The sequence below is a fragment of the Chitinophaga agri genome, from assembly GCF_010093065.1.
Classification (GTDB): domain Bacteria; phylum Bacteroidota; class Bacteroidia; order Chitinophagales; family Chitinophagaceae; genus Chitinophaga; species Chitinophaga agri.
Genome location: NZ_CP048113.1, coordinates 4,725,161 through 4,743,692 on the forward strand (window position 1 = coordinate 4,725,161; position 18,532 = coordinate 4,743,692).

Genomic DNA, 18,532 nt, shown 5'->3' on the forward strand with positions numbered 1-18,532 from the left:
AGTAGTGGTTAGTCTTTTTCGATCTGGATGTAACCAGCAGCGATTTCACGTCCTTTCGGAGTGGTGATGCCCAGTATAAAATGTGCGGTGATTTCTCTGATCACTTCCTGCATATTGAATTGTGTGGCGGGATAAAGCGCAGGCTGGAATACAGTCTCCAGCTGGAGCAGGCGCATACGTGCCATGACATTCAATTTGAGATCTTTGCGGTAGCTCCCTTCCTGTATCCCTCTTTCGAGGTTAGCAGTAATGGCGCGCATCATGTGTTCCTGCTTGAAAGTTTCAACTTCGCGCCATATAGCCGGGTGATACTTCTGCATTTCATACAGCATTACCGGATTGATAGTATTACCCATTTCCTCCATGTACTTCACCTCTTTCAGTAATTCCTCAATAGCGTTAGCAGATTGCTGGCGAAAATCTTCGAGATGTTGTTCATGCCCTTTCAGCATGAATCTCATTCCTTCCTGTACCAGTTCCTCCTTATCTCTGAAATGTTCGTATACTGTCTTCTTTGACACCCCACTTTCCCTCGAAATATCGAACATTGTTACACTCTTAATGCCGTACATTCTGAACATCCTAAGCGCCGTTTCTAAAATCCGGTCTTTAACTGGCATGTTTCCTTTTTATTGTTTCTTTATTCCTCTCACGAATATTTCCGTCAGCAATTTCTGCTGTGCTACTATCTTTTCGAATCCTTCTTTATCTAATTCTACGATCGTTTCCGGCATACAGCTCATACCTGCGAACCGGAGACCTTCCATAGCGTCTTTATAAAGGATGGCTATTTCTTCCGGATTGGTCACATCAAATTCACCCGTTTCGACACCTTTCTTCACCACTTTGGTAAGCATGACATATTCCCTGGCTTCATAGGTTCTAACGATCTGCTGGATCTCTTCTGATTTATCATTCAGGATCTTAAACAGTTCGAGGCGGCTAAAGCGTTCCACAAACTGTATTTTGGTATCGATCATGCTGAAGAATATCTCTTCGGAGGTAATATCTGTTCTGTCAGCTTCCACTTCCAGCTCATGGAAGAATGCCTCACCCACTTTCATCAACACGGCATTATGTAATGCTTTCTTATCAGAAAAGTAATAATACAATGATGCCTTTGAACAACGCAGATCATCTGCGATCTCATTCATTGTGGTCTTTCCTGCACCATAGTGCATGAACCTTTTCAAAGCTGCCTCCAGGATCTTCTCCCGCATTTCGTCTTTGTTCTCAGCAAGCATTAACTTTTTGACTTTTTTAGTTTCGAAGTCAAAAGTAGTAACTTTTAGGAAAATAAGAAAGGGAGTTTCCCCTTTAACAATTGATTAACCTTTTGACTTTTAAAGTCAGAAGGTTGAAAAGTCAGAAAGTCAAAAACATAATATATTGTAAACAAACTACTTACATGGGTGTGTTTTAATCTATTTATCGAAACATGGTTTCAAAAATAATTTTTTGAGTTTAGGCCACTGCCAATAATCGAAAAACCGGCAGCTCATCCGGAAACGCTCAGCATGTTCCGGGTACCCGGGTAAAAAGCATCGCTTGGCCGTCGCTAGTTCGTCGCTTGTTCGTCGCTTGTATATCCAAACCATAACATGGCGGCAGTACGGGGGTATTCAGGGCCCCCCCTTCCGAAAGGATATTATTTCTCAATTATTAAACCTGTTACTTCGATTACAGCCTTATTATACCGGCATTACCCCTTTATTTGCCCCTTCCACAACGGACAAGATAACGGCGTAGTAACGGTATAATAACGGTGTAATGGGACATGCAGCTCATCGGCAGGCAGGAGCACGCACCTACACACGTACCTAACCCTTTTTCGGGCAAACAACAGGAAAAGAAGCCAGGATGGTAGACTTTGACAGGCTGGTAATAATTCTCCGGAAATAATGAACATTTCCATGACTTTAAAGGTTATCATATGACTGTCTGTCGGGAGCACACCAAAAGCCTGCTTAGATACGCCAGGCTTTGTTTTCAGCCATATTCCCCCACTAACTGCACCTTATGCGGGGGAGAGAAACAGTTTTTTACTTCCGGCCGGCTGGTCTCAATATTCATGCTTTTAGCCGACACATTTTACACCTACATCTCGGAAAACAGCCACTGGCGCAGAAGGGGCATTGGTTTTGCCTTACATAGGCAAAATCAAACGCTATGAAAAAGATAATGCTTCTGCTGATCGCTGTAATGGGTTTTACAGCGGTAACCATGGCTCAGATCAATGTGAATATCAATATAGGAAGACAGCCGGTATGGGGTCCTGTGGGCTATGACCACGTGGACTACTACTATCTGCCTGACATAGAATGTTACTATAGTGTACCTGACCAGGTATACATTTACAGGGATGGGAATGTCTGGGCGAGGTCCAGGAATTTACCCCGCAGGTATAACAACTTCGACCTGTATCATGCGCATAAAGTGGTGATCAATGGAGTAGACAGGCCATACATGATGCATGATAAGTATCGCAGGGAATATAATGGCTACCGTAACAAACATGACCAGATAGCCATCCGTGACAGCAGGGAGGAGAGATATTATGTGAATAAATATCATCCGAAACACGACGAGTGGAAGAAAGACCATCGTGACAGAGATGATCATGGCAGGGCTGATCGTGGCCAGAAACGTGGCTGGGACAGACACTAAGTCATTACTCCCTTCTTTCGGCAACACACCTATCATGAAGAAGGCCGCTCCGTAAGTGACGGGGCGGCCTTTCCTCTTTTTATGTAGCTTGCCATTTAAAATCCTATTGCAGCTTCTCCAGTGCAGCTTTCAGCTGAGCGATCATTGCCGGGATCTCTTCTTTTACACAGGTACCAACACTCAGGCGATACCATGGAGAGTTTTTAGCGGCACCGAAAGCATAAAATGGCACCAGACCCAGTTTCGCTTCATTCAGGATGTAGGAGGTTACTGCTGCCTGATCGGCCAGTACGGTACCATCAGCAGTCTTTTTGCCTGCCAGGTCTATTTTCAGTGTCAGGTAGATAGCTGCCTGTGGAGCGATCGCTTCAACAGGGTGACCTGCTTTCTTCAGACCATCAAAGCCCTCATAGATCTTTTGCAGACGCTCTTCAACTTCACCTTTGAATTTCTTCAGGTAGCTGTTCACCTCATCTTTACGGCGGAGGTAACGGGCAGCAGCGTGCTGCTCGGCCATTGGGCTCCAGGCACCTACGTGAGAGAGGATAGATTTCATTTTTGCTATCACATGAGCAGGACCTAAAGCCCAACCAACTCTTACACCAGTTGCCGCGAAGGCTTTACTCATACCATCGATGAAGATGGTGTAGTCTCTCAGTTCAGGACGCAGGGATACCGGTGTATAGTGCTGTGTCTGACCGAAGGTCAGCACCCAGTACATCTGGTCGAACATTACGTACAGTGGTTTTTCATCGGCGCCACGGCTTTTGTTTTCAGCAATTACCAGGTCGCATATCTCTTCCAGCTGTTGTTTACCAAAAGCAGTACCGGTTGGGTTCTGCGGAGAACAAAGCGCCAGGAGGGTAGCACCCTTCAGGAGAGGCTTCAGTTCAGCAGCAGTTGGCATAAAGTCGTTTTCTGGTTTAGTTTCCAGTACAACGTGTTCTGCCTCCAGGAAATGAGTATAGTGATTATTGTTCCAGGATGGAGTAGCGTAAACTACCTTTTCACCTCTGTCTACAATAGTTCTGAAAGTTGCATAGATGATGGGACGACCACCGCAGGAGATGACAATTTCCTTGGCAGGATCGTAGTTCAGGTTTTCATGTTCGGCGATAAAGTCACCAACAGATTTTCTCAGTTCAGGAATACCATCAGCCGGAGGGTAGTTGGTAAATCCTTCTTTGTAAGCCTTTATGATCTCTTCCTCGAATTCAGCCGGTATTGGGAATACCTTGGGATCAAAGTCCCCAATAGTGAAATTGTAGATCTTCTCGCCCTTGGCCTGCTTCTCCTTTATCTCACCGGCCAGCTTAATAATTTCAGACCCGATCAACGTTTCGGCTAAATGAGACAGTTTCATAACCCAAAAGAATTTTAGTTTTAAAAATATTTTTTTGCGACCGCAAAGCTAAAGGATATGAACATCATTTAAAAGAAATAGGTATTTTTTTCACGCCGTATTAATAAATCGGCCCTTTATTAAATTACATTCAATAAAAGAACTTGTAATCATCGCTTTATCTAACATTGCATTTTCCGGTAATATCTGTAGTTAGCGGGATACTTGACATTTCTTTCTATCTTTGTCCGCGTTTCTTAAAAAGCCTTATTTTAGTGTGGTTAGACAAAATCCGAATTTCGGTAATTCACCTCACGGGCCATTACAGCGGCTATTTCAAGTTTAGCAAAAAGTAAATACAATATAAATCACATGAAGTTTATCGTTTCTTCCTCTACTTTGTTAAAACAATTGCAGCAGATCAGCGGGGTGATCAACTCGAACACGGTGTTGCCTATATTGGAAGATTTCCTGTTCCTGATCGATAAGAACGAACTGACTGTAGTAGCCACAGACCTTGAGACTGTGATGAAGGTGAAGCTGGAGGTGGAAGCCAAAGAAAGTGGCCGTATCTGTATTCCGGCAAAGATCCTGATGGACTCTCTCAAAAACCTGCCTGACCAGCCACTTACATTTCATATAGATCTTAACTCCTACGCGGTTGAAATTACTTCCGACAATGGTAAGTACAAGGTGATGGGTGAAAATCCGGAGAATTTCCCGAAAGAGCCTGCGGCTGATGATACCACTTCATTCACCGTAACTGCCACCGCCCTGGTTACTGCGATCAACAAGACCCTCTTCGCCGTAAGCAATGACGATCTCCGTCCTGCCATGACAGGTGTGTTCTTCGAACTGACCCCGGGTAGCCTGACCTTCGTAGCTACAGATGCGCACCGCCTTGTTAAGTATGTAAGAACAGATGTAGTGTGCCCTAAAGCAGAAACCTTCATCGTGCCTAAAAAACCGCTGAACCTGCTGAAGTCTGCATTACCTGACAATAGCACCGAAATTAAGATTGCCTATAGCCAGAACCACTTCTTTGTTACACATGACGGCGCCCAGATGATCTGCCGCCTCATCGATGCAAGGTTCCCTGACTATAAGGTTGTTATTCCTAAAGACAACCCATACCGCCTGACCGTTGCAAAAAGCGATTTCCAGAATGCCCTGAAACGCGTAAGCGTTTTCGCTAACAAGAGCACCAACCAGGTAGCCCTGAGCATTACAGGCAGCGAACTGCAGCTTTCCGCCCAGGACGTTGACTTCTCTTTCGAAGGTAATGAGCGTATGAGTTGCCAGTACACAGGTGATGATATGCAGATCGCATTCAACGCGAAATTCCTTATCGAAATGCTGAACGCAGCAGAGGGGGATGAGATCTCTATCGAATTGTCTACACCAACCAAAGCAGGTATCCTGAAACCTTCTGAGATAGAAGAAAATGAAGATCTGCTGATGCTGGTTATGCCGCTTATGCTGAATAACTAAGCCGGCCTTCCAACAACTAATAACTAATGTTTATCTATAAAGCAATCTCTCACAAGGAGATTGCTTTTTTCTTTTACCATAGCCACTTTCAAAAGATTTATTATTTAAAAAAGTCGTAAATTAATAGTACCAATAAGGATAGTAAGTATTTGATTTACCCCTGTTTGATGACCGCTATTTCACGTTCAATGATCACCGCATGAACCACGATCATGCAGAAAACTGAATTCCCGTATGGAAGAATTCTTTAATAATATTCCACCCTGGTATCGTACCGCCTTTCTTGTCGGCGGACTGGTGCTTCTCTGGATGATAGAAGGCGTAATACCCCGTCTCTCATTCAAAGGAGACCGCTACAGGCATGCGGGTACCAATCTGTTCTTTACGTTGACAACTGCGGCTGTTAACCTGGGCTTCGCATTCCTGATCGTTACCGCATCAGAATGGACTGCCCGGACACAATTTGGTCTGTTGTACACCATTCAGCTGCCTGTATGGCTGCATTGCCTGTTAGCCATGATGATGATGGATCTCATCGGCGCTTACCTGGTACACCTCATCCAGCATAAAATAGCCTGGATGTGGCATTTCCATAAGATCCATCACATTGATACCGCTGTAGATACTACGACGGCCTTACGCCACCATCCGGTAGAAAGTCTGTTCCGGGTATTCGCCCTGTTACTGGCTATCGTAGTGATGGGCGTTCCCATCTGGATGGTGATGTTATACCAGAGCGTATCCGCATTTATGTCCCAGTTCAATCATGCCAATATCCGGTTACCCAAATGGCTAGATAATGCCCTTAGCCTTGTCATAGTATCGCCTGACATGCATAAGGTGCACCATAGTCATTATCAGCCCGAAACTGATTCCAACTACGCCAACATCTTTTCATTCTGGGACCGCCTGTTCGGCACATTTGTAAAAGTGAAAGACGTAACACACCTGCGTTACGGACTGGATGAGTATCGGGAAGAACATTATCAGCAGATCGGTACCCTGCTAAAGGTTCCCTGGGAACATACAAAGCAGGAAAAAGTTATAAACTAATATTCAAATCACGCTTAATTCAACTCCATATGCAACAGCACACCACGTCCACACCCACTAAAATAGCCTGCTTCGTTTCTATGTTTGCAGGCATCTTTGCTGCAGTATATGCCTTCGTTGCAAGGAATCCAAGTACAGCACTTGTACTCGGGATTGCGGCAATCGTAATCGGAGGACTCTCCGTTGTAAAGGCACACAAAAACATTGACGATACACAGGTTGCCACTGCCGGTATATTCATGGCAGTCGTTGCCTGCGCAGTAGCTTTGTGGCAAATGTATAATTAGTATGTTCATGACTACTATAGTCTGCTTGCAGGTAACGGGCAGTATCCGTCATACTGCCTGTTGCCTGCGGACTATGGAAGTATTGGCTATCTCTTTTTACCTGCCTTTTTATATTCCTCGAGGTATCCCTCTGCAGCTTTGATGGGAAACAGCACTAACGAAGTGTCGGTCAGTGCCCTGATAAGCGTAGTATCTATGACCACAGCAGAATCTTTCTGCCGGGTACCCTCTATGTGACTCCAGAAAAGCAGCGTATCGTGCGACACACTCCACTTGTCATATGTCATCGAATAGGTATTAATGGATGTAATAGCCCCGTTCTTCTTCAGCTGAAAACCCTGCATTGCTTTATCCACACCAGCAACCGGCTGTAACCATCTCCCAAACAGCTGATCTTCACTATAAGAAATCGTATCTGCCTTGACCGTTGTAACGGAATCAATGATCGTTTCCGGCATAACTGTATCCGGCACATCTATCAGGCTGCTATCTTCTACCTGTACAGTACTGGGAGAAGGAGCGGGCTGCTGACAAGCTGCGGCAATAACGGTACAGATTACTGGCAAAAGCAGACTTTTTTTCATAGATCCAAAGATAGCAATAGTAGTTTAACAAATTTAACTACCTTTAAGGCACTTTAGGGGTGTTTTCCGGATACCTACAGTAACCGGAAAGCTGAGATGAGACCCTCAGACCTGATGCAGTTCATACTGCCGTAGGAAAAAGTTGCCTGACACAACACTTATTGTCTCAGGAACACATAACTGAACTCTCCATCATTTCCATCCTTAAAGTTTATTGTTCAACTTAATTCCTTGCAAACATGGAAGTGCTTGTAAACAATAAACTTTATGCGGTGCAGCCGGGGACCTCCATCGCTGCACTCTTACAGTTTATTCAACTACCGTCAGAAAAAGGCGTAGCCATCGCCATCAACAGTCAGGTCATACCAAAGACCTCCTGGCCCGATCAGATCTTACAGACCGCTGATAAGGTCACGATCATTCGCGCCACACAGGGGGGATAGTCTCCTGCGCTATTCACATCGACGAACCGACAATGGACATACATCGCCATAAGAGCCCTGTCATGCCCATACGTGAACGTCATTGCGCATAGCCGCCCCGTCATTCGACTTTTTTAAAACCCGATTCCTTATCTGTAAATCATTCACTGATTATGCATTCTATTTCACGCACACCATTCCCAGGATCCAGAAAAATCTACGTAGATGGCGTAGCCATGCGAGAGATCACACTGACACCTACACGTCCGCATAATAGCAAAGCAGCCGACATTCCCAACGCACCGGTTGTAGTATATGATACCAGCGGACCATACACCGATCCCAATGCTGACATCGACGTACGTAAAGGCCTCCCAAGACTGCGGGAAAGCTGGATCCTCGACAGAAATGATGTTGATAAACTGCCTGGCATTACTTCTTCCTATGGTAAACAAAGACTCGAAGATAACCGCCTGGACCACTTACGTTTCTCCTATCAGCATTCTCCGCTGAGAGCGAAAGCCGGACACAACGTATCGCAGATGCACTACGCGAAGAAAGGCATCATCACCCGGGAAATGGAATATATCGCTACCCGTGAGAACCAGTGCGTAGAAAAGCTGTTCCAGGAAAATAATGCCCTCTGGCAGCAACACAAAGGCCAGTCCTTTGGTGCCAATACCCCTGTAAAATTCATCACACCTGAATTTGTAAGACAGGAAATAGCTGCTGGCCGCGCTATTATCCCCAACAATATTAACCACCCGGAAAGTGAACCGATGATCATCGGCCGCAATTTCCTGGTGAAGATCAATGCGAATATTGGTAACTCTGCCGTGACCTCCAGCATAGAAGAAGAAGTAGAAAAGGCTGTATGGGCCTGCCGATGGGGTGCTGATACGATCATGGACCTGAGCACCGGTAAACATATTCATGAAACCAGGGAATGGATCATCCGTAACTCACCTGTACCTATTGGTACAGTGCCCATCTACCAGGCACTGGAAAAAGTGAATGGTAAAGCAGAAGAACTCAACTGGGAAATATTCCGCGATACCCTCATCGAACAGGCAGAACAAGGCGTTGATTACTTCACTATCCACGCGGGTGTACTGCTACGCTACGTGCCATTGACGGCAAAACGTACCACGGGCATCGTGTCCCGCGGAGGTTCGATCATGGCAAAATGGTGCCTCGCACATCACAAGGAAAACTTCCTCTATACACATTTTGAAGAGATCTGTGAGATCATGAAAGCGTATGATGTGGCCTTTTCCCTGGGTGATGGATTACGTCCCGGCAGTATCGCAGATGCTAACGATGCCGCACAATTCGCAGAACTGGAAACACTTGGCGAACTGACCCATCAGGCGTGGAACCATGATATTCAGACCATGATAGAAGGACCTGGTCACGTACCGATGCACCTCATCAAAGCCAACATGGACAAGCAGCTGGAACATTGTAAAGAGGCTCCTTTCTACACACTCGGACCATTGACAACTGATATCGCACCTGGTTATGACCATATCACATCGGCTATCGGCGCTGCCATGATAGGATGGTTCGGGACTGCCATGCTCTGTTATGTAACGCCGAAAGAACACCTGGGTCTTCCGAATAAGGAAGATGTGAGACAGGGGGTGATCACCTATAAGATCGCCGCACATGCTGCTGACCTGGCGAAAGGTCATCCTGGTGCGCAACACCGTGACAATGCATTGAGCAAAGCCCGCTTTGAGTTCAGATGGGATGATCAGTTCAACCTGTCCCTCGATCCTGAAACAGCGCGTTCCTATCACGATGAAACGCTGCCCGCCGAAGGTGCCAAAATCGCACATTTCTGTTCTATGTGCGGGCCACATTTCTGCTCTATGAAGATCACACAGGAAGTACGCGACTACGCTGCTAATCAGCAGATAGATGAAACACTGGCACTGGAAACCGGTATGGCGGAACAGGCGGACGCGTTTAAAGCCCAGGGAGGCGCTATCTACTTCTGATGATACAGGTCCTTACACATAGTACCCACCTACCGGAAGAGACCCGTTACTGGCGGCAACTACTGGATGCTGGTGCTGACAGTATCCTGCTGCGCAAGCCCGGATGGACGGCCGGTGATTATGAGCAATTGCTGCTGGAAGCAGATGTCACCTGCTATAGTAAGATCATGATCGCCGGTCACCCACTGCTTTGCGAAAAGTATGGTTTGCAGGGCATACACTTCAGCGAGAACGCCGGTAACCAACTGACAGCCACCACACTGTCATTATTCCGGGAGCAGGGCTGGCGGCTCAGCACCAGTGTACATACTATTCCCGTATTGCAATCAGCCGCTAATCACTGGGACCAGCTATTACTGGCGCCTGTGTTTGACAGCATCTCTAAACCGGGGCATAACAGTGCCTTCGGTGAAGATTTCAGGCTGTTCAGGGGCGCTTATCAGGGTAGGGTATTAGCGTTAGGAGGGATCGATCGTACAACAGCTGTTAAAGCCCGCAACATGCAGTTTGACGGGATTGCCCTTCTGGGCGCCATCTGGCAGGAACCAGCCACAGCTATCAGCCGGTTCAGCCACATCATGGATATATGGAACACAACCGGCCATTCGTTATGAGCCTTGCCGGCCTGGACCCGTCCGCAGGAGCGGGATTACTGGCCGACATCAAAACATTTGAGGCGCTGAACACTTACGGACTTGGTGTCTGTACTGCATTGACCGTACAAACAGATACGCAGTTTATCTCAGCCGAATGGCAGTCTGCTACGCAGATCATTGCACAGGCTCAACCACTATTGGAAAAGTTTCCCGTGCAATACTGTAAGATCGGGATCATAAAAGATGCGGCGACCATGCTGGCCGTGATCAGTGCCATCCGGCATATACAGCCAGATATAAAGATCATACTTGACCCGGTACTGAAAGCCAGTGCAGGATATGTCTTTCATCAAGATGCCCGGCTGGGTGTATGGAAGGCCGTGCTGGAACAGGTTTACCTGCTCACGCCTAATTACCACGAAGCGTTATTGTTAAGCGGGGAAGCGGATGGTGCTGCTGCCGCACGTGTGCTGGCCACTTATTGTGCAGTACTATTGAAAGGCGGTCACCGGGCGGACATGCCAGGAACCGACAGTCTGTTTGTTCAGGAAGAAGAGAAGATACGACTGCAGGACTATTGGCCTCAATCCGGTCGGGACGATCGTCTGCATATCGTACCCGGTATGCAGGAAGGTAGTTCGGTCAGTATCCTCGACATTCCGGCAGGCAGGCAGACCGTCTATCCAAAACACGGGTCCGGATGTGTACTCAGTGCTGCCGTCACCGCACAACTGGCAGCAGGCGTATCATTGTTCAAAGCATGTATTTCAGCAAAGCTGTATACAGAGAAATTCCTGGCCAGTCATTCATCACTATTAGGTTATCACAACTCATGATCAACTCATTACATTACATATCACAGCAAACGGCCAATGCTTCGCATGTTGACAATATACTGGCCGCTTGTGAAGCAGGCTGCAAATGGATACAGCTTCGTATCAAAAATGAGCCGGAAGAAAGTATACGGCGACAGGCAATGGCCGCAAAAGCTATCTGTGCGAAATACAATGCTACGCTGATCATTAATGATCATCCGCAGGTTGCGGCTACCATAGGCGCACACGGCGTACATGTAGGCAAAGAGGATATGACCGTAGCGGCAGCACGTGCACTCACGGGTGACAACTTTATCATCGGCGGCACCGCGAATACACTCGAAGACATTCTCGCTCATGTGAAAGACGGTGCTGATTATGTTGGGGTAGGACCTTACCGGTTCACCACAACGAAAGAGAAATTAAGCCCGGTACTGGGACTGGAAGGCATCGCCGGTATCATGTCATCTCTGCGGAACATGGGCATTCATATACCGGTAATTGCGATAGGGGGCATACTGGCAGCAGATGTACCGGCCCTGATGCAAACAGGGATACATGGTATTGCCGTAAGCGGTCTTATCACACATGCTGACAATAAATTACTCACCGTATCATCACTTGCAATATGACACCTCTTGTAATAGCAGGACATACCTTTTCTTCCCGGCTGTTCACTGGTACGGGTAAGTTCTCCTCTCTGCCGCTCATGGAAGAAGCCTTACTGGCATCTGGTTCAGAGCTGGTGACGGTAGCGTTGAAAAGGGTAGATGTGCATAATCAATCGGACGACATGTTACAGCATGTTCATCATCCGCAGCTAAAATTATTGCCTAACACCTCTGGTGTAAGAACAGCAAAAGAGGCAGTGTATGCCGCACAGCTGGCCAGGGAGGCACTGGAAACGAACTGGCTGAAACTGGAGATCCATCCTGACCCGCGGTATTTATTACCCGACCCGATAGAGACATTAAAAGCCGCAGAAGAACTGGTAAAACTCGGTTTCATTGTGTTACCCTATGTACATGCAGACCCTGTACTGTGCAAGCGGCTGGAAGAAGTGGGCACAGCGGCAGTGATGCCATTGGGTGCGCCTATCGGCAGTAATAAGGGACTTAAAACGATTGACTTTCTTGAGATCATCGTAGAACAAAGCAATGTGCCCGTTGTCGTGGATGCCGGCATTGGCAGTCCGTCAGATGCGGCTAAGGCAATGGAAATAGGGGCTGATGCAGTGCTGGTGAATACCGCTATTGCGGTAGCAGCCAACCCGGTACTGATGGCCCAGGCATTCAGGCAGGCAGTGTTAGCGGGCAGACAGGCATATGAAGCAGGACTGGCACCGGTACATAGACAGGCAGTGGCATCCAGTCCGCTGATCGGTTTCCTTGATGAAGTATAAACAAACACATGATGTCAGGTTTCAGAAACATTTTTGACCAGCATAACTGGGAAGAGGAGAAAGCGTCTATCTATGCAAAGACATCCAGGGATGTAGAAGCAGCGCTCGCTGCCGGTAAACGCACTTTAGAAGACTTTAAAGCGCTGATCTCACCGGCCGCAGCACCTTACCTCGAACAGATGGCACAACAGAGCAGAAGGCTTACGCAACAGCGTTTCGGGCATACTATGCAATTGTACATACCGTTGTACCTAAGCAATGAATGCCAGAACATCTGTACTTATTGTGGCTTTAGCCTGGATAACAAGATCGCCAGGAAGACGCTGAATAAGGAGGAGATCCTGCGGGAAGTGGAAGTGATCAAGGCAATGGGGTATGATCATGTATTGCTGGTAACAGGGGAGGCCAATCAGACAGTAGGGGTGGACTACTTCCGGGAAGCCATGCAGCTTATACGCCCACATTTCTCCAACATCTCGATGGAAGTACAGCCGATGGATCAGGAAGATTATGCAGCATTGATCCCGCATGGACTGCACGGCGTACTGGTATACCAGGAGACCTACCATCAGGCAGATTATAAACTGCATCATCCCAAAGGAAAGAAATCAAACTTTTATTACCGGCTGGATACACCGGACAGACTGGGAAAAGCAGGCATTCATAAAATAGGGCTGGGGGTGCTGATCGGGCTGGAAGACTGGCGGACGGACAGTTTCTTTACCGCCCTTCATCTGCAATACCTGGAAAAGACCTACTGGCAAACAAAATATAGTATTTCATTCCCCAGGTTACGCCCATGCTCCGGTGGCCTGGCCCCTAAAGTGGTCATGAGCGACCGCGAGCTGGTGCAACTGATCTGTGCCTACAGACTCCTTGACCAGGAAGTGGAATTAAGCCTTTCTACGCGCGAAACACCTAAGTTCCGGGACAATGTTATCAAACTAGGCATTACAGCGCTTAGCGCAGGCTCTAAAACGAATCCCGGGGGGTATGCTACAGACCTATCCTCACTGGAACAGTTTGAGATATCTGATGACCGTAGCCCGGCAGGCATCAGCCATATGCTGCGTACCCAGGGTTATGAACCGGTGTGGAAAGACTGGGAAGAGGGGTACTAGCACGGTCTTTTCGTGCACTATACATATTTGAAGCGATAATAAGGTAAGCCCCGCATTCCTGCGGGGCTGTTTTTTTACCTAAATCCATTACTGAAATTTGTTACTTATGGAGATAAGTAGCCGCTTAATCTTACATTTCAAATGTAAGTCGCTCATAATGAACAACCACATTGCCTGCTGTTTTGAACAAAAAGAACAACGGGTATCAAAATGAACGCAGGCCCATCAATGAGGTATCTTTTCCAGGTCTCTATATGTCTTTACGGTATCATGCGAACTTCTGAGCGCTCCTTTCTGGTTAGCGATCAATTCTCTGACACTATAAGGCATCGGAATACTGGAACGAAGTATTTCCTCGTAGGTCCGCTGAGCGGCAGCTTCTCCATATTCACATGCGGAGAGGATGGAATGGCGGTCGTGTCCGGAAAAAGTCGCTTTCACGTCCATCCATGTCCTGTAGATCTTTCCGTATATAGTAGCACCGTCCGGCGCGGTTTCACCATGTTCAGTCAATAGTTTGTTCAACTGTTCTATATATGTATTACTTTCTTCTGTCATTCTTTGAAACAATGCTTTGAGGTCTGCATCATCGGTCTGATCAATTGCCTTGCTATATCCTTCTACACGGTCGCGGTTAATTCTAACCAGGTCATTCAGGGCTTCCAACAATTTTTCATTCAGTTGCATGATAGTCGATTTAAGATTAATTCAATGGTGATTGTATATATGGATAAAGGGGTCAAAAATATGACCAGTTCTGTCGTTGCAACACCGTAGCGGGTCGCAGTCGGATAAGATGTTTTGTTTGACGGAGTTTTTGCCCTTGGTGGGGAATGAGTTCCACAAGGAAAATCCCTTATAAATCCCTGATATTCCCTACTTATAAGAGGGTATGATCCGTGAAAACACCTATAAATACTGGTATTACGCTCCGCCCGCTGTCGTTAACACTATCTGGCATAAATTTTCTACTTACAATTTTAACCAAATCTTTTTGATATGAACGGCTTACTTTATTTAATCGCAGTTATTCTGATTATCGGATGGGTTCTGGGTGCGTTTGTTTACTCCGCCGGTGGTCTTATACACATTCTACTGGTATTGGCAGTTATCGCTATTCTTGTAAATATCATACGCGGTCGCGCAGTATAGGCACGACAAACCAAGCTCCATTGTGTGAAAGGTAATCAATCGTACTGAAGAGAGATAAACACTCTTACAGCACGATTGATTACCTTATGTAATTTAGTTAAATCCTCTATGGATAGGCATCCCCGAAGAAAAATATTACCTGAAATAATAAAACCGAATATAATTATACCCCGTATATCCAATCAGAAGCACCTGCAGCTTGTCCGGAAAAGCGCCCGTGTTTCAGCTATCGCGTAGCTCCATCTCTATTTTTCCCAGTTAACTACAGATTGTTATTGTAAACAGATTGTCATTGTAAGTGTAATTTTTCGTTCACTCTAAATCTCACTTTATGTTAATACGGAAAACCCACTCCGTGGCCAGTGATGGCAAAGGAGAAGGTATTGCCATGCCTAATGTACATCGCCGTACTTTCCTTAAATACGCCGGTATGGGCGCTGCTATACTCACTGCAGGTTCTATCAGTAGCTGCAGCAGCGACGATGATGATGATGGTACAGGAGTAAGTCTTGGTAACGGAGATGTAGCCGTACTGAACTACGCCTTTGCATTGGAACAACTGGAAGCTGCTTTTTACACACAGGTAGTAGCTACGCCATATTCAGGTATATCGGCTGTTGAACTTGACCTGCTAACTGACATTCGCAATCATGAAATAGCCCATCGTGAATTTTTCAAAAAGGCGCTGGCAGGAAGTGCCATACCCAGCCTGGCAGTAGACTTTTCAACGGTCAATTTTACAAGCAGGGATTCCGTACTGGCCACAGCCAAAGCTTTTGAAGATCTGGGTGTATCAGCATATAATGGTGCCGGCCGATATATTAAGACGGCTGATTACCTGGTCCTCGCTGGCAAGATCGTATCTGTAGAGGCACGTCATGCCGCGCTGATCAGAGACCTTATCAGCAACGGCTCATTTGCAACAGACACAGACGCCAATGGGCTTGACTATGTAAGGACGCCAGCGGAAGTTTTTGCAATAGCAGGTACTTATATCAAGACTGTTATCAATGCCAACACACTTCCAAAGTAATACGGCTCATTCCTCATTGTAAAAACTGATCACTATGAATCTTCAAAATATTTTCTCCGAAATAGAAAAGACAGACCCTGAGATATACCAACGCCTTGACACCCGCAGAGACGCGATGAAACAATTCAGGAATATAGGTCGTCTATTAGCATTATCAGCCATTCCCCTCGCATTAGGTAGTATGTTTAAGAAGGCCTATGGCCGTACACCGCAGGATGTGCTGGGTGTCTTAAATTATGCACTCACACTGGAATATCTGGAGGCCGAATATTATTCCACAGCTATCACAAAAGATATCTTTCCTACCCCTGCTTCAAAAGGAGCATTTACAACGATTGCGAATCATGAGAATGCACATGTAGCATTATTAAAATCGGCAATTACCGCAGCAGGAGGAACTCCAGTGAACAAACCAACATTCGATTTTACTGCTGGTGGCAATTTTGCTCCTTTCACTGATTATCCTACGCTGCTTATACTGGCACAGGCATTCGAAGACACTGGCGTAAGGGCCTATAAAGGTAAAGCCACAGTACTGATGGAAAATCCGGATGTACTCACGGTAGCGCTTCGCATCCATTCTGTTGAAGCAAGGCATGCCGCACATTTAAGGTACATGCGCCGGAACCTGAGCAGCGCACCTCAACCCAATCTGAAACCCTGGATCACCAATGCAGATAATGATGTAGCGGCCATTCAGGCTGTATATGCAGGGGAAGATAATGAGGTACAGGGGGGTGTAACGATTACGAATATTGCGACGGAGGTAAAGAAAGAAGATGCGACAGAAGCATTTGATGAATTCCTGACCGATACACAAGTCCTCAACATCGCCAAGCTGTTTATTGCTTCGTGATCAAATCGTTAAATATCTACGCGTATTAATCATGCTGGTGGAGCTAAGAGGGATCCTTCTGCGTAAGCAGGAGGGTTCCTTGTTTTCATTCGCTACTTTTGCACCCGGGCAAAAAATGCGTTTATGAGAAAATTACTACTACTAGCCGTTTTACTGGCGGGATGCACTACCGCGAAAAAAACGACCGTCACCGAAACACCTATACCGGACGTTTCATCCCTGCGTCTACTGCATAAATATGTAGTACCGTACAACCGGCCTTTTAAAGGTACCACCATCGGGGGCCTGTCGGGGATAGACTACGATAGCGCCCGTAAGGTCTATTACATCATCTGTGATGACAGATCAGAAAAACAGCCGGCCAGGTTCTACACCGCACAGGTACCAGTGTCCCGGAAGGAAGGGGATAGTGTGATCTTCAAAGATGTTACCTATCTGCGTAAGCGCGATGGTAAGACCTATCCTTCCAAACAGGACTTTGCGCCTGATCCGGAAGCCATGCGCTATAACCCGCATACCCAAAGCTTTGTATGGAGCAGCGAAGGAGAGCGGATACTTTCTCCTGCCGGCTATATCCTCAATGACCCGGGGGTATATGAAATTGATGGTCTCGGCCGCCTGGTAGACAGCTTCCCTTTACCTCCACAATTTCACATGCAGGCCAGTGAAAACGGTCCGAGACGTAATGGTACATTTGAAGGACTGGGATTCACCCCGAACGGGCAGTATATGTTTGTAAGCCTGGAAGAACCCCGTTACGAAGATGGCCCAAGAGCCGATCTTAAAGATACGACCGCCTATACACGCCTCATTAAATATGACATACAAACCAGGAAGCCTGTGGCACAGTATGCTTACAGACTGTCCCCGGTAGCCCACGCCCCTGTACCTGCCGATGAATTTCGTGTAAACGGTATTTCGGACATCCTTCCACTGTCATCCGATAAACTACTGGTGATGGAACGCTCCTATTCCCGTGGTGTAAAAAATAATACTATCAGGGTGTATACAATAGAAATAGGGAATGCTACCAACATCAACAATATTGGCTCATTAAAGACAACAAAAAGTTTTACACCTGTAAAGAAGACGTTACTGTTAGACTTCGATACACTACATACCTATGTAGACAATGTAGAGGGTATGACCTTTGGTCCGGTACTGCCCAACGGACACAGAAGTATGATATTTGTCGTAGATAATAACTTCGATAAAGATGAAGAAACGCAGTTCTTTGTATTCGAAGTAGAATAGAGAGATACTATTTTATCATTCATTCCTAACGATAACAGGAAAGTATGCCAAAATGCTACTTTCCTGTTATCGTTTTTACGGGTTAGTTTCTCCTACTTGACCGATCAGCAGAAAACCCGCCGGTATACCCTACCATAGCAGATTCCAACACAGGAAAAGTTTTTTGCAAAAACGTTTTACTTTACTTAAAAAATATTATACTTTTAACTCGAAGTTACCATACTTTAAAACCGAAATCATATTTATAACTTAACTATTGAATTAAAGTAAATTCCGAAGTACGTTATTAGAATCATCATCAATTATTTACTGTAGCTTTTCTATTATCCAAGGATATATCGATCAGCATTTAAAATTTTCCATTACTGAGCCACGTAAAATAATGATGTAATGTCAAATCACTGATCAGGGTCGCTTATGCATACGCATGTCTGCATAGGTATGCTAAACTATT

Annotated in this window: 20 protein-coding genes and 1 riboswitch; of the genes, 15 read left to right on the top strand and 5 right to left on the bottom strand. The window is 46.1% G+C overall.

Annotated features, from left to right (window positions below):
• Positions 1 to 8 precede the first annotated feature (8 nt).
• On the bottom strand, positions 9 to 620 hold the full coding sequence (locus GWR21_RS18710) for a TetR/AcrR family transcriptional regulator (protein ID WP_262888459.1): 612 nt from the start codon (positions 618 to 620) through the stop codon (positions 9 to 11).
• Between the two features lie 9 nt (positions 621 to 629).
• Complete coding sequence (locus GWR21_RS18715) at positions 630 to 1,244, bottom strand: TetR/AcrR family transcriptional regulator (protein WP_162333219.1); 615 nt, start codon at positions 1,242 to 1,244, stop codon at positions 630 to 632.
• Between the two features lie 925 nt (positions 1,245 to 2,169).
• On the opposite strand from GWR21_RS18715, the gene GWR21_RS18720 reads away from it, so the two are divergent.
• Positions 2,170 to 2,667, top strand: coding sequence for a hypothetical protein (locus GWR21_RS18720; RefSeq protein ID WP_162333220.1), 498 nt, complete (start codon positions 2,170 to 2,172; stop codon positions 2,665 to 2,667).
• Between the two features lie 103 nt (positions 2,668 to 2,770).
• Here GWR21_RS18720 and GWR21_RS18725 read toward each other — a convergent pair whose 3' ends face one another.
• Positions 2,771 to 4,030 (bottom strand): pyridoxal phosphate-dependent aminotransferase, encoded by a 1,260-nt coding sequence (locus tag GWR21_RS18725; RefSeq protein ID WP_162333221.1) that lies wholly within the window; start codon positions 4,028 to 4,030, stop codon positions 2,771 to 2,773.
• A 351-nt stretch (positions 4,031 to 4,381) separates the two neighbouring features.
• On the opposite strand from GWR21_RS18725, the gene dnaN reads away from it, so the two are divergent.
• The 3 genes from dnaN to GWR21_RS18740 all read left to right on the top strand — a co-directional run bounded on the left by dnaN (position 4,382) and on the right by GWR21_RS18740 (position 6,840).
• Positions 4,382 to 5,500: a DNA polymerase III subunit beta gene (gene dnaN, locus GWR21_RS18730; protein ID WP_162333222.1), complete on the top strand. Its 1,119-nt coding sequence runs from the start codon at positions 4,382 to 4,384 to the stop codon at positions 5,498 to 5,500.
• A 234-nt stretch (positions 5,501 to 5,734) separates the two neighbouring features.
• Entirely contained in the window at positions 5,735 to 6,553 is an 819-nt protein-coding gene (locus tag GWR21_RS18735) for a sterol desaturase family protein (RefSeq protein ID WP_162333223.1), read from the top strand.
• 29 nt (positions 6,554 to 6,582) lie between these two features.
• Positions 6,583 to 6,840, top strand: a complete 258-nt coding sequence (locus GWR21_RS18740) for a hypothetical protein (RefSeq protein WP_162333224.1) — start codon at positions 6,583 to 6,585, stop codon at positions 6,838 to 6,840.
• Between the two features lie 86 nt (positions 6,841 to 6,926).
• On the opposite strand, the gene GWR21_RS18745 is transcribed toward GWR21_RS18740, so the two are convergent.
• Entirely contained in the window at positions 6,927 to 7,424 is a 498-nt protein-coding gene (locus tag GWR21_RS18745; RefSeq protein WP_162333225.1) for a lipocalin-like domain-containing protein, read from the bottom strand.
• 45 nt (positions 7,425 to 7,469) lie between these two features.
• A riboswitch (TPP riboswitch) is annotated at positions 7,470 to 7,579 on the top strand.
• 84 nt (positions 7,580 to 7,663) lie between these two features.
• On the opposite strand from GWR21_RS18745, the gene thiS reads away from it, so the two are divergent.
• The 7 genes from thiS (at position 7,664) to thiH (ending at position 13,783) form a co-directional block, all read left to right on the top strand.
• On the top strand, positions 7,664 to 7,867 hold the full coding sequence (thiS, locus tag GWR21_RS18750) for a sulfur carrier protein ThiS (RefSeq protein ID WP_162333226.1): 204 nt from the start codon (positions 7,664 to 7,666) through the stop codon (positions 7,865 to 7,867).
• A 152-nt stretch (positions 7,868 to 8,019) separates the two neighbouring features.
• The gene (gene thiC, locus GWR21_RS18755) at positions 8,020 to 9,849 is read left to right on the top strand and encodes a phosphomethylpyrimidine synthase ThiC (RefSeq protein ID WP_162333227.1); all 1,830 of its coding nucleotides are present in this window, start codon (positions 8,020 to 8,022) and stop codon (positions 9,847 to 9,849) included.
• Positions 9,849 to 10,463, top strand: a complete 615-nt coding sequence (locus tag GWR21_RS18760; RefSeq protein WP_162333228.1) for a thiamine phosphate synthase — start codon at positions 9,849 to 9,851, stop codon at positions 10,461 to 10,463. Before thiC ends, GWR21_RS18760 begins: the two co-directional genes overlap by 1 nt.
• Entirely contained in the window at positions 10,436 to 11,281 is an 846-nt protein-coding gene (locus GWR21_RS31585) for a hydroxymethylpyrimidine/phosphomethylpyrimidine kinase (RefSeq protein WP_238429875.1), read from the top strand. Before GWR21_RS18760 ends, GWR21_RS31585 begins: the two co-directional genes overlap by 28 nt.
• Positions 11,278 to 11,892 carry a thiamine phosphate synthase gene (locus GWR21_RS18770; protein ID WP_162333229.1) on the top strand — a complete coding sequence of 205 codons (615 nt, stop codon included), beginning with the start codon at positions 11,278 to 11,280 and terminating at the stop codon, positions 11,890 to 11,892. The genes GWR21_RS31585 and GWR21_RS18770 overlap by 4 nt, the downstream gene beginning before the upstream one ends.
• The gene (locus tag GWR21_RS18775; RefSeq protein ID WP_162333230.1) at positions 11,889 to 12,662 is read left to right on the top strand and encodes a thiazole synthase; all 774 of its coding nucleotides are present in this window, start codon (positions 11,889 to 11,891) and stop codon (positions 12,660 to 12,662) included. The genes GWR21_RS18770 and GWR21_RS18775 overlap by 4 nt, the downstream gene beginning before the upstream one ends.
• Positions 12,663 to 12,673: 11 nt before the next feature.
• The gene (thiH, locus tag GWR21_RS18780; protein WP_162333231.1) at positions 12,674 to 13,783 is read left to right on the top strand and encodes a 2-iminoacetate synthase ThiH; all 1,110 of its coding nucleotides are present in this window, start codon (positions 12,674 to 12,676) and stop codon (positions 13,781 to 13,783) included.
• 225 nt (positions 13,784 to 14,008) lie between these two features.
• Here the strand turns inward: thiH and GWR21_RS18785 are convergent, their stop codons facing one another.
• Positions 14,009 to 14,470 (bottom strand): ferritin-like domain-containing protein, encoded by a 462-nt coding sequence (locus GWR21_RS18785; RefSeq protein ID WP_162333232.1) that lies wholly within the window; start codon positions 14,468 to 14,470, stop codon positions 14,009 to 14,011.
• Positions 14,471 to 14,782: 312 nt separating this feature from the next.
• Between GWR21_RS18785 and GWR21_RS18790 the strand changes: the two genes are divergently transcribed.
• The 4 genes from GWR21_RS18790 (at position 14,783) to GWR21_RS18805 (ending at position 18,078) form a co-directional block, all read left to right on the top strand.
• Complete coding sequence (locus tag GWR21_RS18790) at positions 14,783 to 14,935, top strand: lmo0937 family membrane protein (protein WP_162333233.1); 153 nt, start codon at positions 14,783 to 14,785, stop codon at positions 14,933 to 14,935.
• Positions 14,936 to 15,266: 331 nt separating this feature from the next.
• Positions 15,267 to 15,968 (top strand): ferritin-like domain-containing protein, encoded by a 702-nt coding sequence (locus tag GWR21_RS18795; RefSeq protein WP_162333234.1) that lies wholly within the window; start codon positions 15,267 to 15,269, stop codon positions 15,966 to 15,968.
• Positions 15,969 to 16,002: 34 nt separating this feature from the next.
• On the top strand, positions 16,003 to 16,824 hold the full coding sequence (locus GWR21_RS18800; protein ID WP_162333235.1) for a ferritin-like domain-containing protein: 822 nt from the start codon (positions 16,003 to 16,005) through the stop codon (positions 16,822 to 16,824).
• Between the two features lie 123 nt (positions 16,825 to 16,947).
• A complete protein-coding gene (locus GWR21_RS18805; protein ID WP_162333236.1) occupies positions 16,948 to 18,078 on the top strand; it encodes an esterase-like activity of phytase family protein in 1,131 nt (376 codons plus the stop codon).
• Positions 18,079 to 18,532 lie beyond the last annotated feature (454 nt).

What these genes read in the sequence shown, in the direction of transcription:
- thiS (WP_162333226.1), top strand. Translation starts at nt 7,664, where the DNA reads ATGGAAGTGCTTGTAAACAATAAACTTTATGCGGTGCAGCCGGGGACC.
- GWR21_RS18710 (WP_262888459.1), bottom strand. Translation starts at nt 620, where the DNA reads ATGCCAGTTAAAGACCGGATTTTAGAAACGGCGCTTAGGATGTTCAGA.
- GWR21_RS18800 (WP_162333235.1), top strand. Translation starts at nt 16,003, where the DNA reads ATGAATCTTCAAAATATTTTCTCCGAAATAGAAAAGACAGACCCTGAG.
- dnaN (WP_162333222.1), top strand. Translation starts at nt 4,382, where the DNA reads ATGAAGTTTATCGTTTCTTCCTCTACTTTGTTAAAACAATTGCAGCAG.
- GWR21_RS18805 (WP_162333236.1), top strand. Translation starts at nt 16,948, where the DNA reads ATGAGAAAATTACTACTACTAGCCGTTTTACTGGCGGGATGCACTACC.
- GWR21_RS18775 (WP_162333230.1), top strand. Translation starts at nt 11,889, where the DNA reads ATGACACCTCTTGTAATAGCAGGACATACCTTTTCTTCCCGGCTGTTC.
- GWR21_RS18735 (WP_162333223.1), top strand. Translation starts at nt 5,735, where the DNA reads ATGGAAGAATTCTTTAATAATATTCCACCCTGGTATCGTACCGCCTTT.
- GWR21_RS18715 (WP_162333219.1), bottom strand. Translation starts at nt 1,244, where the DNA reads ATGCTTGCTGAGAACAAAGACGAAATGCGGGAGAAGATCCTGGAGGCA.
- GWR21_RS18795 (WP_162333234.1), top strand. Translation starts at nt 15,267, where the DNA reads ATGTTAATACGGAAAACCCACTCCGTGGCCAGTGATGGCAAAGGAGAA.
- GWR21_RS18725 (WP_162333221.1), bottom strand. Translation starts at nt 4,030, where the DNA reads ATGAAACTGTCTCATTTAGCCGAAACGTTGATCGGGTCTGAAATTATT.
- GWR21_RS18720 (WP_162333220.1), top strand. Translation starts at nt 2,170, where the DNA reads ATGAAAAAGATAATGCTTCTGCTGATCGCTGTAATGGGTTTTACAGCG.
- GWR21_RS18770 (WP_162333229.1), top strand. Translation starts at nt 11,278, where the DNA reads ATGATCAACTCATTACATTACATATCACAGCAAACGGCCAATGCTTCG.
- GWR21_RS18745 (WP_162333225.1), bottom strand. Translation starts at nt 7,424, where the DNA reads ATGAAAAAAAGTCTGCTTTTGCCAGTAATCTGTACCGTTATTGCCGCA.
- thiH (WP_162333231.1), top strand. Translation starts at nt 12,674, where the DNA reads ATGTCAGGTTTCAGAAACATTTTTGACCAGCATAACTGGGAAGAGGAG.
- GWR21_RS31585 (WP_238429875.1), top strand. Translation starts at nt 10,436, where the DNA reads ATGGAACACAACCGGCCATTCGTTATGAGCCTTGCCGGCCTGGACCCG.
- GWR21_RS18740 (WP_162333224.1), top strand. Translation starts at nt 6,583, where the DNA reads ATGCAACAGCACACCACGTCCACACCCACTAAAATAGCCTGCTTCGTT.
- GWR21_RS18785 (WP_162333232.1), bottom strand. Translation starts at nt 14,470, where the DNA reads ATGCAACTGAATGAAAAATTGTTGGAAGCCCTGAATGACCTGGTTAGA.
- thiC (WP_162333227.1), top strand. Translation starts at nt 8,020, where the DNA reads ATGCATTCTATTTCACGCACACCATTCCCAGGATCCAGAAAAATCTAC.
- GWR21_RS18790 (WP_162333233.1), top strand. Translation starts at nt 14,783, where the DNA reads ATGAACGGCTTACTTTATTTAATCGCAGTTATTCTGATTATCGGATGG.
- GWR21_RS18760 (WP_162333228.1), top strand. Translation starts at nt 9,849, where the DNA reads ATGATACAGGTCCTTACACATAGTACCCACCTACCGGAAGAGACCCGT.